The sequence below is a fragment of the Rossellomorea sp. DA94 genome (assembly GCF_029834455.1).
In the GTDB taxonomy this organism is placed as follows: domain Bacteria; phylum Bacillota; class Bacilli; order Bacillales; family Bacillaceae_B; genus Rossellomorea; species Rossellomorea vietnamensis.
The window spans coordinates 3625647-3639512 of sequence record NZ_CP122397.1 but is presented as its reverse complement, the minus strand read 5'-3'; the positions used below and the strand labels follow the sequence as shown (position 1 = coordinate 3639512).

Here is a 13866-nt window from a genome sequence, read left to right as displayed (position 1 = left end):
ATGAAAGGGGACGATCCATTGCTAGCAGAACATCGGAAGTCATCAGCTAAAGTAATCTCATGTAAAGTGTTGACAGTAAGCGATACAAGAACAATAGATACAGATAAAAGCGGAAAGCTGCTGAAGGAACTTCTCCACCAATCAGGACATGCAGTCGCTGAATATGAAATCGTAAAAGATGATATCAGCCTCATCACGGCCGAACTGGAAAAAGCAATACATAATCAAGATATACAGGCGGTTCTATTAAATGGTGGAACCGGTATAAGCAAAAGGGATGTAACGATAGAAGCGGTAAAACCTTTATTGGATAAAGAATTGGTAGGCTTTGGTGAACTGTTCCGATTCCTGAGCTACCGGGATGATATAGGGTCTGCCGCCATCCTATCAAGGGCGATTGCAGGGGTATCGGGTGACACGGTCATCTTTTCCATGCCGGGTTCATCGGGGGCTGTGAAACTTGCGATGGAACAATTGATCATTCCCGAAATAGGTCATATAGCAAATGAATTGACAAAGGATTCGAGGTAGAAGGAACACATGATGAGAAAAGGGATATGGATCATCATCACCACAATACTCTTCGTAACCGGCTGTTCTCCTGAAGACCGGGACAAGGTCACCCTGACCATTTCGGCAGCGGCCAGTCTGAAGGATAGTATGATGGAAGTGAAAAAGGATTTTGAAAAGCAGCATCCCACCATTCAGGTCGTCTTTAACTTTGGAGGGACCGGGTCATTAAGAAAACAGGTGGAACAGGGGGCACCGAGTGATGTGTTCCTTTCTGCATCAAAAAAGGATTACGAGAGATTGGTAGACCGGGCATTGATTGACCCAAGTCTTGGAGGGTCGTTCTTAACAAACCGGTTAGTGATCATCGCACCTGTTTCCAGCAGTGGTCGGAGTCTTGATGACCTTTCCCGCTCAAAGGATAAGCTTGCCATAGGGAACCCGGCATTCGTACCGGCGGGAAACTATGCGAAACAGGCACTTATGGGAATGGATAAATGGAATATGGTCAAGGATCAGCTGGTATTGGCCAAAGATGTTAGAGGGGTGCTTACACTGGTAGAGAATCAGTCTGTTTCGTTCGGGATTGTCTATGCCAGTGATTTGACCGTAAGCGAAAAGGTGAAATCCATTCAGGAGATCGACCCTTCCTATCATTCAAAGATCGGTTACTACGCCGGAGTATTGACAAGCAGCAAGCATCCTAAAGAAGCAGCCGCTTTCTATAAATTTGTCATCAGTGATAAAAGAAAAGCGACGTTTGAAAGATTTGGATTTTCGAAAGGGTAATTTGTGAATAAAAGTAGGTGGACATTCAGATGGAATCATTTTGGTTCCCTATCAAGCTTTCCCTTTTGGTCGCAGCATCAGCAACTATTTTTACGTTCATTGTTTCTGTAGCACTTTCTCATACGTTCTCCCGGATCAATTTTCGGGGCAAGACCGTTTTGGAAACCCTGTTCATGCTGCCGCTGGTATTACCCCCGTCGGTCGTTGGGTTTATCCTTCTCATAGTGTTTGGGATCAATAGTCCAATAGGGAGAGCTATAGAAAAAGTAATGGGAGAAACGATTTTGTTTACACCATATGCCGCCATCGTGGCCGCTGTCGTGGTGGCGTTCCCTTTGATGTATCAATCAGCCAAAGCGGGATTTCTCGGCATAGATGAAGATATCGAGGATGCATCACGGGTGGATGGGGCTTCAGAGAGGAAGACACTCATGTACGTTTCGATCCCGCTTGCAAGCAGATCCCTGCTGACCGGGTCGGTACTCAGTTTCACAAGGGCATTGGGGGAATTTGGTGCCACTTTACTGTTTGCAGGGAACATCCCTGGAAAAACCCAGACCATCTCAACGGCCATCTACGTTGCCATTGAATCCGGGGAAGACGGTGTAGCTTGGAAATATGTCGGGATAAGCATTGCCCTTTCCTTTCTCTTCCTGTTATTGGTGAACCGAATCAACGACCGGCCTTGAAAATCGAAGGCCGGAAGATTCATGGGGATGGCGTGTCACAGATGATCCCGGTTGAAATCACCATTTTTCCCGCCCGATTTATGCAATAAGTAGGTTTGTCCGATGATCATCCCTTTATCTACAGACTTACACATATCATACACACAAAGGGCTGTTGCCGTAGCGGCAGTCAAGGCTTCCATCTCCACTCCGGTGCTCCCTTTCGTTTTGACTTCTGCCGTAATATGTAACTCATAAGCGGCATCATTCATCTCTTTCCAATTAAAAGAGATATTGACACTGCTAATGGGAATGGGATGGCACATCGGGATAATGGCAGATGTTTGTTTTGCCGCCATGATACCGGCAACCTGTGCCACGCCAAGGACATCGCCTTTTTTGAAATCATGATGGACGATCTTTTGATGAATTTCCTGATTGACTTGAATCGAAGAGTGAGCAATGGCATTCCGGACGGTTTCCTCTTTACCGGATATATCAACCATCTTCGCTCTGCCCTCTTCATTAAAATGAGTAAAGTTAGACATTGTGTTCACCTCTGTTTTTAGTGTAATCGTAATGGATAGGAAAGTAAATTGCCCACTCCTGGAACAGGGATTTAATAAATGACAGAGAGGTGATGCGTGTGTTCAAGGGTGTCCCGGTCATACAGGTGGTTGGATATAAGAATAGCGGGAAGACTTCCCTGGTGTGCCGCATGATCGAATGGGCGACTTCATCAGGGGTTTCGGTCTCTTCGTGTAAGCATCATGGTCACGGCGGTACGCCCGATGTGGTTGAAGACACAGATAGTTTTTTTCACCAGAGGGCTGGAGCGAAGATATCAAGTGTAGAAGGAGATGGCATGCTTCAGCTGTCCATTTCAAAACCGGATTGGCAGCTTGATGATATTCTCTCAATCTATTCTTATATGAAAACGGAACTGATCATAGTAGAAGGATACAAAAGGGAACGATATCCCAAGATTGTTCTTCTCCGGCATCAGGGGGATCATCGACTCTTTCAGGAAATCGAGAATGTGATGGCGGTGATCGCCCCTTTCCCGATTGAAGGGCAGAAGGAGAAGATCGCTTATTTTTCACCTGACGGGATGAAGGAATTTGAAGAGTGGTATCTTTCATGGGTTCAGTCATCTTTGAAAAAGGAAAGAGGTGCGGAGGATGCGTGAAGTCAAAATAGCCGGAGTCATTGTGGCAGGTGGACAATCCAGGCGGTTCGGAAGCGATAAAGCTTTCTCACTCTACAAAGGAAAGCCGTTCTTTCAACACTCTCTTCAGGCCGTTTCTTCATTTGCTGATGAGGTGATCATTGTAACGAGCAGAACGTTATTTCCCCGATTCAATGCTTTGGCAAAGGTAAAGGTAGTGGAGGATATGGAAGAATTCAAAGGCTGTGGACCCCTGGCTGGAATCTACACGGCCATGAATGAATACCAAGCGGAATGGTATGCCGTCCTCCCTGTCGATGTACCGCTTGTGACGAGTAGTTTAGTGGACTGCCTGGTAAGTAAAATAGATGGAAAGTACGATGCAATTGTGCCGGTCATCGGTGGTAAGCTTCAGCCTCTATTGGCCCTGTACCGGGATTCTGTCAGGGAAAGAATCTATGACCAGCTCGTTAGTGAAGAGTACAAAATGGGTACTATACTTAAAGGACTCTCTGTCCTATATCTGACAGAAGAGGAAATAGGAGAAAGCGAAGCCTTTCATAATATCAATACGAAGCAAGATTACGACACTAATATTAAATGAAAGTATGAAATATGTAACTGGAGTGAGCCCTGCATGGAACATATCAAAGACAAGAGAACTCGAACCCTTCGTGATTTGAGGATTTCTGTAACGGATCGATGTAATTTCCGGTGCAGGTATTGCATGCCGAAAGAAATTTTTGGTGCAGATTATCCCTTTTTAGAAAGAGAAGAGATTCTTTCATTTGAGGAGATCACTCGTTTAGCCGGCATTTTTTCTGAGTTTGGTGTGGAAAAAATCCGGCTCACGGGAGGAGAACCGTTGCTTAGACGAAATCTGCCGGTACTGATTGAAAGCTTATATAACGTGTCAGGGATAAAGGATATCGCCTTGACGACAAACGGGGTATTCCTGCCGAAGCATGCAAAGGCATTGAAACAAGCCGGCCTGACAAGAGTGAATGTAAGTCTGGATTCCTTGAATGATGAGGTATTTATGAAGATCAATGATGTGGGCAGGGGAGTGAAGCCTGTATTAGATGGAATTCGCGCTGCACAAGGGGAAGGTCTTGAAGTGAAAGTGAATATGGTCGTGAAAAAAGGTCTTAGCGATAATGAGATCATGCCCATGGTCCACTATTTCAAACGAGAAGGGATCACTCTCAGGTTCATCGAGTTTATGGATGTCGGAACCACAAATGGCTGGAATTATAAAGATGTCATCAGCAAGAAGGAAATCCATGATCTCATAAACAGTCACTATCCGTTGGAACCCGTCGAGCCAGGTTACGTCGGAGAGGTGGCAAAAAGGTATCGGTATAGCGGGACCGATACGGAGGTAGGATTCATTTCCTCCGTGACCGAAAGTTTTTGTACGAGCTGCAACCGGGCACGGGTATCCACAGATGGAAAGCTGTTCACTTGTCTATTTGCCCAAAGCGGATTCGACTTGAAGTCCATGATACGGGGTAATGCTTCAGATGATGAATTGAAAGAAGCGATCAGAGGCGTTTGGGAAAAACGGGATGATCGTTATTCTGAAATAAGAACGGAAGAAAGCCAGGCATCCCGGAAAATTGAGATGTCCTATATTGGAGGATAAATGAAAAAGCAAGGATTTCTCATCCCAGAGAAATCCTTGCTTTTTTTATACGGGTCAACGTGATTACTGATAGTTGACGACTGCCGGACTCGGATCCATTTTCAGCACCTCTTCGGGTGTAAGGACAGGGAAATCCTTCTCATAGAAGACTTTGAAGGCACCATACTGGGTCGGTTCATCCCGGACGTATCTGCCATACAATGCCTGCTTATCCGCGGCTGCTCCCCAGCCATCGAAGTTGATGGCGACTTCAACGTTTTCAGTCGGTTTGATTGCATCTTTGTTCGTCAGCACGGGACCGGTGAATTGGTGGACGAGGACCAGTTTATCCGGGAGGTTATTTTCTTCCGCCATCGCCCCTATATACTCGATGGCCTCCTGGATGTCGCGGCCATCGACTTCACCGAGATCCTCTCCTGGTTTTTCCCCTTCCGCTACGTGGAATTCCGTATCAATGGCGAGGTGAACATTCGGGCGCTTAAGCCACTTTTCAACCATCTTCACCTGATTCATCACCGTATCCGTTCCGAGTTGGATATCGAGCAGTACGAGAGCATCATGCTTCTCGGCAAGCTTCACATACGTTTCGATATTCTCCTCAGACGTCATCTGGACATAGTCACCGTCTGGACCGGGCGCATTTTGGGCCATGGTGGTAATCAATTCAATCGTCGGGACCGCTGGACGGTCCGGATCGAGATCAGAATAGACCTGGGTTTGTTCTTTCAGTTTCTTTATGTATTCTTCTGGTTCGTATTTTCCGAGAATCCCCATATGTTTCGATGCCGGAGTTCCGTAGTAGGTTACGAGACGATGATTCTTTAATGGTCCGTCCGATGGGTCTTCCACACCGTTAGCAAGCGTCTCACCCAAAGGTACCGTACGCTGAGGTTTTTCCTTTTGCCCCTCCTGATCGGTCTCTGTTTCTTCGGCCGGTGTTTCTTCAGCGAGGCTTTCCTTCAGGGACACTGCATCCTTAGCCGGTTCCAACGGTTTGAAAGGAGGCTGACTCTCTTCCTTCTTTTCTGCCATCTTGTCTTCTTTCGGTTTTTTTTCCGCCTTGTCTTGTTCCGAAGCGGTTTCTTTCTTTTCATGTTCTTTTGTTGCAGTGGGGGAGGAACAGGCTCCCAGTGCAAGTGTTGCGGTTAACATTATCGGCAAATATTTATTCATTGCCTCACACATCCTTTTTCTTAGAAGATTATGGAGGAGTTTAACACATTTTCCTTTACAAGAAAGCTATGTAAACAAATTGATAGAAAGATTTAATCAGAAAAGCGCCAAACCCTGGCATATGTTTCGGGGCTCGGCACTTATTCTATCATTCTATCATCTCTACTGTACATTTGTTAGTCTTGCATTACATCGATGGTTTGTGTTTCAGCTGCTGCCGAATGGAATAAAGGGCTTTTTCAACGGTTTGTTTGTTCTTTTCCGTGATTTCTCCTTTTCGCGGTATCGGCTTATAGATATTGGGTGCATCTGTCCATTCTGTCGGTAAGGTGACGCCTGCTTTTTCTTTCCATCGTTCGACCCATTTGGACGGAAAAGCGGAAGCGAGGTCCACCTGCCCCGTCATTTCCATCCAGATCATGCTCCAGGCACGGGGGACGACCCTCCAAATGTCATAGCCGCCTCCGCCGACGGCAATCCATTTTCCATCGCAATACTCGTGGGCAAGCTCATGGGCGATGCGGGGGATTTCCCGGTAGATGTTCATGGTTGCCGAAAGATGGGTGAGTGGATCATAGTAATGGGCATCCGCCCCGTTTTGGGTGAGGATCACGTCCGGTTTGAAAAATTCAATGACTTCCCTGAAGGACGTCTCATAAGCCTCGAGCCACGATTCATCCTCCGTGAAGGCGTCGAGGGGGATATTGAATGAATATCCATATCCTTTTCCGTGACCACGCTCATTGATATTGCCCGTTCCCGGGAAGAGATACCGGCCTGTTTCGTGAATCGACAGGGTGCAAACATCGGGATCATCGTAAAATGACCACTGGACCCCATCCCCATGATGGGCATCGGTATCCACGTACAATACCCTTGCCCCGTATTTTTCCTGTAAATAACGGATTGCCACCGAACTGTCATTATAAATGCAGAATCCAGAAGCCTTCCCCTTGAACCCGTGATGCAATCCGCCCCCCAAGTGAAGGGCATGCTTCGCTTTCCCGGTCATGACGCAGTCGACGGCCGTCAGCGTGCCGCCCACTAAATACGCACTAGCTTCATGCATACCTTGAAACATAGGGGTATCTTCTGTACCGATCCCGAACCCTTCTGCCTGATCTTGAGAAAGCTGGCCATTACTCGCTTGTCTGACAGCGTTTACATAGTTGGGATCATGATTAAGGAACAACTCTTCATCAGTAGCCATCCGCGGAGGGACGATGTCATCCGGTTGAAGAGCCTTCACTTCCTTTAAGAGGTCCATCGTCAGGGTGATCCGGGTCTGATTGAAGGGATGCTCATCAGAGAACCGGTACCCCAGCAGTTCATCTGAATAAATGAAGACAGCATCCTTTGTCATGATGAGATTCCCGGCATGTTTGGCCATAACACGTCATATCCTTCTTTCTTAAGATCACTGATCACGTTCATCGGGTTCATCGTCCGTACCCTGAATACAAGGATTTTAAAGGCTTCGTCTTTTTTGTCCGGGTAGACGAGGACACTTTGGATATTGGAATTATGCCGTCTGATGATGCCGGCCACTTCATAGAGGATGCCTGCTTTATGAGGGACCTTCACTTCAATCTGGGATCCGGGCTGATGTGCACCGGTCAATTGAATGAGGGTATACAGCAGATCGGTTTCCGTAATGATCCCGACGAGCTTCTTTTCCTTCAGTATGGGAAGGCAGCTGATATGATGCTCATAAAAGAGGGCAGCGACTTCTTCCACGAAATCCAGTGGATGCCCCGTAATCACGTCGGTCTTCATGATGTATTTAAGAGGCTTCTGCAGCTCGGACGTAACGGATCCGTCATGGAAGATGGAAGGTGTACCATCCTTCACGTCCCGGTCACTTACGATGCCGACGACTTCCATCTCGTCATTCGTGATCGGGATATGTTTGATTTTCTTTTCCCTCATTAAATTGATGGCCGATTCGATCGTATCGTCGGCTTTCAATGTTTCGATTTTCGTTTTCATTATCTCTTCTACAATCACGCTCTCCACCCCTTTTAGAAACAGTCACGTCAATACATAAAACGATTCATAAATCGAAGCTGGTCAAATTGCTGAATGGAATCTGAATCCACCCGTTTGCCGATTCTCGCCATTAAGCAGTTGGCCGGATGGGAACTGATTTCAGGATCATCCGTTGCGTAGTATTCCAATCCGCCGGCGTTCATCATTTTCTCCATCACTTTCCGGTATTCCCATACATTAAGGCCCGTCCCTTTAAGGTCCCAGTGCCAATAGTATTCTGTCGTAATGACGATATAATCTTCCATATGATCATCCATCATGGATACTTTCAATAGATTTTTCCCGACGGCCGCCCCGCGGAATTTTGGGATGACCTCGATGGCCCCAAGCTCGATCAGGTTCTTCATCTTCCCCTGTGACCACCGTTCGAGGGGATCAGGGTATAAATATGTAACGTACCCGACGATTGTATGATTGTCCCTGGCAATCAAGATGCGCCCTTCCGGTAAACCGGCGATCTCGACAAGGGCTTTGTGCTGCTGGGCCGGGGGTCTGAAAGCGACCAGGTCCTCATGGAAATCAAGGCGTGATAACTCTTCTGCAGAAATCGGACCTTCAATAATGATATTTCCTTTTGTTGTCTTTAACTCTGTTGCATTATAGGTTTTTTTCAATTTCATCTGGACACCACCTAAAGATATTCCTCCCTTCCATTATACATGAAATTAAAAACGAGAGAGCGCTTTCACAAAAAATTCAGACGTTTAGATTCGGATTGTTATTCTGAAATACCTATTAATGACAAGGTTTAGAGGGGTTATTGAATCAGAATCCAGTGGATATACTCCATGGCAGATTTTTTAAAAAATTGAGAAAATATTCGTTTTATACTATAATAAGATTGTAATTTCTTACATAAGGGGGATACGGTATATGAAAGTGGAAGCGCTACCAGTGACAAAGGGAAACTATAATCTTGAAAACTATGAAAATACGTATGATTCATTCGATTGGAAAGAGGTCGAGAAGGAATTTTCATGGGCGGAAACAGGTCGCGTCAATCTTGCTCACGAAGCGATTGACCGGCATGCAGTGTCTTTCAGGAAGAATAAGGTCGCTCTTTATTACCGAGATGCAGAACGTGATGAAAAATATACGTACTCTGATATGAAGAAGATGTCGAACAAAGCAGGAAATGTATTGAAACGGTTTGGGGATGTGGAAAAAGGTGACCGTGTCTTCATCTTCATGCCAAGATCACCGGAGTTATATTTCTCCGTACTGGGTGCGATCAAACTCGGAGCCATCGTGGGACCGCTATTTGAAGCATTCATGGAAGGAGCTGTCCGGGATCGCCTGGAGGATAGCGAAGCAAAGGTTCTCATCACCACTCCCGAGCTATTGAAGAGGGTTCCTGTAAGTGAACTGCCGAATCTGAAGCATGTCTTCCTTGTTGGGGAAGAGGTGGAGGAGGATGATGTTCATGTGGACTTTATGGCTAAATTTGCTGAAGCAAGCGATAAGCTCCAAGTGGAATGGGTGGACCGGAACGATGGTCTCATCCTTCACTATACGTCCGGTTCCACCGGAAAACCTAAAGGGGTCCTTCACGTCCATAACGCGATGATCCAGCATTACCAAACGTCTAAGTGGGTATTGGATCTACAGGAAGAAGACGTGTATTGGTGCACAGCGGATCCAGGCTGGGTCACAGGTACTTCTTATGGAATCTTCGGCCCTTGGCTGACTGGCGCCTCCAATGTCATTGTCGGGGGACGTTTCAAGCCGGAGAACTGGTATAAAACAATTGAAGACTATGGTGTGACGGTCTGGTACAGTGCACCGACTGCCTTCCGGATGCTGATGGGTGCAGGGGATGAAGTCGTGAAGCAATTCGACCTGAGCTCCCTGCGTCATATCCTGAGCGTTGGGGAACCTTTAAATCCCGAGGTCGTCCGTTGGGGGATGAAGGTATTCAACCTGCGCATCCATGATACGTGGTGGATGACGGAAACGGGCGGACAGCTGATCTGTAATTATCCAAGCATGGAGATCAAACCGGGCTCCATGGGGAAACCATTCCCTGGCATCAAAGCCGCAATCGTCGATGACCAAGGAAATGAAGTACCACCTTACCGGATGGGGAACCTGGCCATCAAAAAAGGCTGGCCATCGATGATGAATCAGATCTGGAACAACCCACAGAAGTATGAATCATACTTCATGCCTGGCGATTGGTATGTATCAGGGGATTCCGCTTACATGGACGAAGACGGATACTTCTGGTTCCAGGGCCGGATCGATGATGTCATCATGACATCTGGAGAAAGGGTAGGTCCTTTCGAGGTGGAAAGCAAGCTCGTTGAACATCCGGCTGTCGCAGAAGCTGGTGTCATCGGGAAGCCCGATCCTGTCCGCGGTGAAGTCATCAAAGCATTCATCGCCCTTCGTGACGGATACGAAGTAACGGACGAGTTGAAAGAAGAGATTCGCCAATTCGTGAAAAAAGGACTCGCTGCCCACGCGGCACCGAGGGAAATCGAATTCCGCGACAAGCTTCCGAAAACTCGAAGCGGAAAAATCATGCGCCGCGTATTGAAGGCATGGGAGTTAGACCTGCCGACAGGTGATTTGAGTACGATGGAAGACTGATAGATGTGTTGGATGGACCCCTGCTCTTTGTGAGTGGGGGTTTTTTTGTGGGGTGAGTATTTTGGGGGGACGAAGTAATCAGGTGTGGCGAAATTTGTCGTTTTATGCAGACAGGCAGATAAAAATAAAAAATGGCAGATAACCATATAATCCGGCAGACAAATGACGAAAATGACAGATATATTCTCAAAATGGCACGAATCAAGACATCTGTCCATCATCACACAAAAAAAGAGGGAGACGTCACATCGACGTTTCCCTCTTTTCAATCAATCATCAGTTCTGCGCTGGTGGTGGATCCGGTTCTGTAGGTGGTTCGGTTCCTCCACCGTCACCACCGCCGTCTCCGCCTCCATTGCCGCCATCATCTGCAGGAGGTGGTGGCTCCGGCTTGTCCGGTTTATCGGGCTTTGGAGGTGGATCGGCTGGTTTATCACCAGGTGGTTTCGGATCTGTACCTGGTTTTTCAGGTTTCGGATCCGGTTTTGGTGCCGGTTGTCCGATCTGGACCGTGTTAGAACGGGCCGATTCTTTACCGGCGACATCGACGGCAACTACGTAGAAATCACCGTTTCCAACCGATACTGCTAAACTGGATCCGGACTTGACGCTTCCGACTTTTCCGCCGGATGTCCGGTATACTCTATATCCGACCACATCGCCGCTTGCGGATGGTGTCCATGTGATTTTGTTCCCGTTTCCGCTCGCATTGACGGTTCCAGGAGCTGCCCCGTCATCGGAAATCTTGTTCTCCGCGATGAGGACGTTTTTAAATCGTTCGTCTCCATCCGGGATCAGTTTGTCCGGATTTCCAGGCACTGCACCGAAGATGTTTTTCACAAAGTCAGGGTTCAGGATGACACCCGGCTGTGAAAATTCTGCCGGCGTATTCGGCAATGCCAGGTATTTCTTTCCGTTCACCATGACGTAACGACTCATAAGTAAGCTGTCATCCGTTTTGGTAGGAACGTATTTTGCATTGAATAAATCACTTTTAACAAGTCCCGCCTGGCTGCATGCTTCAGATGGAAGCAGTCCCGAGATGGAACAGAAGGATCTTCTGACGACCCCTTCCGGCTGTTGGAACGATGCATCAGGATCGATCAGATCGGGCGCAAGGTCCCTGACATCATTCAGTAGATACGACCATAAGCGGATGTTACGCAAGCCGTAATGTCCGTACCGGGCACGGGATCCAGGAGTGTTCAGTGACGAAGGTGTGTCGTAGCCGAACCAGGTCCCAAATGTGATGCTCGGATTCGTTGCTACAAACCAGTGATCTTTGTATTCCTGACTCGTTCCGGATTTCCCGGCCCAGTCTGAATTAAAGTTCAGGAAGGTTTTCGCATAACGTCCCGTACCAAGGTTATGATCCAGGGTATCCCTCATCATATCGATCGCTAAATAAGCGGTTTGCGGACTGAAGACATCCACAGGTTCTGTCTTGTGTTCAAAGACGACATTGCCGTCCTTGTCGACGATCTTGTCAATCATGAAGGCATCGATGAATTTTCCTCCATTGGCAAAGGTGGTGTAGGCATTTACGTTTTCTTCGACCGTGACACCCGTCGTCGTTGCCCCGAGAGTAAGGGACAGGTTGTTGTCATATCTGCTTGAAAGGGATTCGAAGCCCATTTTCAATAGAAACTCTTTAAATGGATTTCGGTTGTAAATATTCGCATATGTTCTGACCGCTGGTAGATTCAATGATTCTGCCAGGGCGAATCTTGCAGGGAAGAGTCCGCGCTCCCTGAACGAATAGTTTTCCGGTTTCCAGCCATTGATGTTGACGCCCACATCGGGAATCGGTGATCCCGGTGAGATGTAGCCGTATTCGAGTGCTGGTCCGTAAGCGAGCAAAGGCTTCATGGTAGAGCCGTTTGATCTGTGTGATTGAGTGGCATGGTTGATTTGTTCCAATTTAAAATCCCGGCCGCCGATGAAGCTGATGATGCGGCCCGTTTTGTTCTCGATCATCACGGCGCCGACCTGAACCGGCTCCTCGATTTCTACTTCTTTCCCTGTGTCAGGGTCTTTTACCGTTCTGGTTTTGGTAGGACCGTACATGTCATACGCATCCTTTGTTTTTTGCATCTGGTCATAGATCTTCTTGTTGATGGTTGAATGGATTTCATACCCGCTTTGACGGACATTGCGGTCAGCAAGCGTCTGGTATTTGTCTTCAAGTTCATCATTGTTTTCAAGATCCTGTTCAGAATATCCATCTTTCTTGGCAAGCACATTTTTCATGATTTCCACTGCCCTGCTTTCGAGTTCGGCAGTAAGCCATGGGTATTGCTCTCGAGGTGATGGCTTTGGTTTCACGAAATCATTTGAGATGTCATAGGCAACGGCATCGTCATATTGCTTTTTCGTGATGTATCCTTCCCGGTGCATCCGGTAGAGGACCGTGTTTTTCCGGCTCATCCCGGCTTCGAGATTCTCTTTGATCTCCCCATTATTCTTGAATGGTGTGTAAGAGAAGGGAGCCTGTGGAAGTCCAGCAATGAAGGCTGACTGTGGCAGGGACAAATCCTTGGCGTCCACTCCGAAAATCCCTTTGGCAGCCGATTGGACACCTGCGATATTTTGGCCGGATGAGTTCCGTCCAAGAGTCGCTACATTCAGATACGCTTCCAGTATTTCATCTTTATCAAAAAATCTTTCCAGGCGAAGAGCGAGAAGGATCTCTTTCGCTTTTCTTTCAAATGATACTTCATTCGTGAGGATCTGATTTTTGATCAGCTGTTGAGTGAGTGTACTCCCGCCTGATTGGGTGGCTGAATTCGTGAATTCCTGTAGGACGGCGCGCATGATCGCTTTCGGCACGACACCGTTATGTTCGTTGAAGTACTCATCTTCTGTTGCAATGACGGCATGCTGCAGATCTTTCGAAATATCTTCAAGCTTCACTTCTTCCCGTTCCAGGTCAGTCCGAAGTTTCCCGAGATAGACATCGTCCGAGAAGTAAAGTCGAGAGGTTTCTTCGTAGTTGTAGATGTCCTTTTTCATTTGGTCATAAGGACGGATCGGTTCTTCCTTGACGAGTGAAGCGAAATAACCCGCTCCGACTCCTCCTGCAAATGCGAATCCCAATACAAAGAGGACGATCAGGATCAAAGACAGGTTCCAGAATACACCGTATGTAATTCTTGCTCGTTTTTGTAGTCTAGTATTTGAAAAGAACCTGATTGCAGGGTCTAATTTTTCACGTAATATGTTCCATTTTTCCTTCATATATCATTCCCCCCAGAACATTCCCATTATAGCAT

13 protein-coding genes are annotated in these 13866 nt (G+C 47.1%); 7 read left to right on the top strand and 6 right to left on the bottom strand.

The window, feature by feature from the left end; genetic code table 11:
* Genes P8596_RS18960 through modB form a run of 3 tightly spaced genes read left to right on the top strand, consistent with a single transcriptional unit; the run spans window position 1 to window position 1988 of the window.
* Window positions 1–531: a MogA/MoaB family molybdenum cofactor biosynthesis protein gene (locus tag P8596_RS18960; protein WP_224522163.1), complete on the top strand. Its 531-nt coding sequence runs from the start codon at window positions 1–3 to the stop codon at window positions 529–531.
* A 9-nt stretch (window positions 532–540) separates the two neighbouring features.
* The gene (gene modA / locus P8596_RS18955; protein WP_224522164.1) at window positions 541–1299 is read left to right on the top strand and encodes a molybdate ABC transporter substrate-binding protein; all 759 of its coding nucleotides are present in this window, start codon (window positions 541–543) and stop codon (window positions 1297–1299) included.
* A 29-nt stretch (window positions 1300–1328) separates the two neighbouring features.
* A complete protein-coding gene (gene modB, locus P8596_RS18950; RefSeq protein WP_061811124.1) occupies window positions 1329–1988 on the top strand; it encodes a molybdate ABC transporter permease subunit in 660 nt (219 codons plus the stop codon).
* 35 nt (window positions 1989–2023) lie between these two features.
* Here the strand turns inward: modB and moaC are convergent, their stop codons facing one another.
* Entirely contained in the window at window positions 2024–2515 is a 492-nt protein-coding gene (gene moaC / locus P8596_RS18945) for a cyclic pyranopterin monophosphate synthase MoaC (protein WP_224522165.1), read from the bottom strand.
* 98 nt (window positions 2516–2613) lie between these two features.
* Between moaC and mobB the strand changes: the two genes are divergently transcribed.
* From mobB to moaA, 3 genes are read left to right on the top strand one after another with little or no spacing between them, the layout of a single operon-like run.
* Complete coding sequence (gene mobB, locus P8596_RS18940) at window positions 2614–3156, top strand: molybdopterin-guanine dinucleotide biosynthesis protein B (RefSeq protein ID WP_279724726.1); 543 nt, start codon at window positions 2614–2616, stop codon at window positions 3154–3156.
* Window positions 3149–3739, top strand: a complete 591-nt coding sequence (locus tag P8596_RS18935) for a molybdenum cofactor guanylyltransferase (protein ID WP_279724725.1) — start codon at window positions 3149–3151, stop codon at window positions 3737–3739. The genes mobB and P8596_RS18935 overlap by 8 nt, the downstream gene beginning before the upstream one ends.
* 33 nt (window positions 3740–3772) lie before the next feature.
* On the top strand, window positions 3773–4780 hold the full coding sequence (gene moaA, locus P8596_RS18930) for a GTP 3',8-cyclase MoaA (RefSeq protein WP_224522168.1): 1008 nt from the start codon (window positions 3773–3775) through the stop codon (window positions 4778–4780).
* A 63-nt stretch (window positions 4781–4843) separates the two neighbouring features.
* Here moaA and P8596_RS18925 read toward each other — a convergent pair whose 3' ends face one another.
* From P8596_RS18925 to P8596_RS18910, 4 genes are all read right to left on the bottom strand, one after another.
* Window positions 4844–5953, bottom strand: a complete 1110-nt coding sequence (locus P8596_RS18925) for a hypothetical protein (protein WP_224522169.1) — start codon at window positions 5951–5953, stop codon at window positions 4844–4846.
* Between the two features lie 187 nt (window positions 5954–6140).
* The gene (locus P8596_RS18920) at window positions 6141–7316 is read right to left on the bottom strand and encodes an acetoin utilization protein AcuC (protein ID WP_279727031.1); all 1176 of its coding nucleotides are present in this window, start codon (window positions 7314–7316) and stop codon (window positions 6141–6143) included.
* Entirely contained in the window at window positions 7313–7960 is a 648-nt protein-coding gene (locus P8596_RS18915; RefSeq protein WP_034765732.1) for an acetoin utilization AcuB family protein, read from the bottom strand. Before P8596_RS18915 ends, P8596_RS18920 begins: the two co-directional genes overlap by 4 nt.
* Window positions 7961–7989: 29 nt before the next feature.
* The gene (locus P8596_RS18910) at window positions 7990–8622 is read right to left on the bottom strand and encodes a GNAT family N-acetyltransferase (protein WP_254652174.1); all 633 of its coding nucleotides are present in this window, start codon (window positions 8620–8622) and stop codon (window positions 7990–7992) included.
* A 253-nt stretch (window positions 8623–8875) separates the two neighbouring features.
* On the opposite strand from P8596_RS18910, the gene acsA reads away from it, so the two are divergent.
* Window positions 8876–10594: an acetate--CoA ligase gene (gene acsA, locus P8596_RS18905; protein WP_224522172.1), complete on the top strand. Its 1719-nt coding sequence runs from the start codon at window positions 8876–8878 to the stop codon at window positions 10592–10594.
* Between the two features lie 276 nt (window positions 10595–10870).
* On the opposite strand, the gene P8596_RS18900 is transcribed toward acsA, so the two are convergent.
* The gene (locus tag P8596_RS18900) at window positions 10871–13831 is read right to left on the bottom strand and encodes a transglycosylase domain-containing protein (RefSeq protein ID WP_254652173.1); all 2961 of its coding nucleotides are present in this window, start codon (window positions 13829–13831) and stop codon (window positions 10871–10873) included.
* Between the last annotated feature and the right edge of the window lie 35 nt (window positions 13832–13866).

Coding starts and splice junctions, on each gene's coding strand:
- moaC (WP_224522165.1), bottom strand. CDS start 2,515: ATGTCTAACTTTACTCATTTTAATGAAGAGGGCAGAGCGAAGATGGTT.
- P8596_RS18935 (WP_279724725.1), top strand. CDS start 3,149: ATGCGTGAAGTCAAAATAGCCGGAGTCATTGTGGCAGGTGGACAATCC.
- moaA (WP_224522168.1), top strand. CDS start 3,773: ATGGAACATATCAAAGACAAGAGAACTCGAACCCTTCGTGATTTGAGG.
- P8596_RS18925 (WP_224522169.1), bottom strand. CDS start 5,953: ATGAATAAATATTTGCCGATAATGTTAACCGCAACACTTGCACTGGGA.
- P8596_RS18960 (WP_224522163.1), top strand. CDS start 1: ATGAAAGGGGACGATCCATTGCTAGCAGAACATCGGAAGTCATCAGCT.
- P8596_RS18920 (WP_279727031.1), bottom strand. CDS start 7,316: ATGACAAAGGATGCTGTCTTCATTTATTCAGATGAACTGCTGGGGTAC.
- modA (WP_224522164.1), top strand. CDS start 541: ATGATGAGAAAAGGGATATGGATCATCATCACCACAATACTCTTCGTA.
- P8596_RS18910 (WP_254652174.1), bottom strand. CDS start 8,622: ATGAAATTGAAAAAAACCTATAATGCAACAGAGTTAAAGACAACAAAA.
- P8596_RS18900 (WP_254652173.1), bottom strand. CDS start 13,831: ATGAAGGAAAAATGGAACATATTACGTGAAAAATTAGACCCTGCAATC.
- acsA (WP_224522172.1), top strand. CDS start 8,876: ATGAAAGTGGAAGCGCTACCAGTGACAAAGGGAAACTATAATCTTGAA.
- modB (WP_061811124.1), top strand. CDS start 1,329: ATGGAATCATTTTGGTTCCCTATCAAGCTTTCCCTTTTGGTCGCAGCA.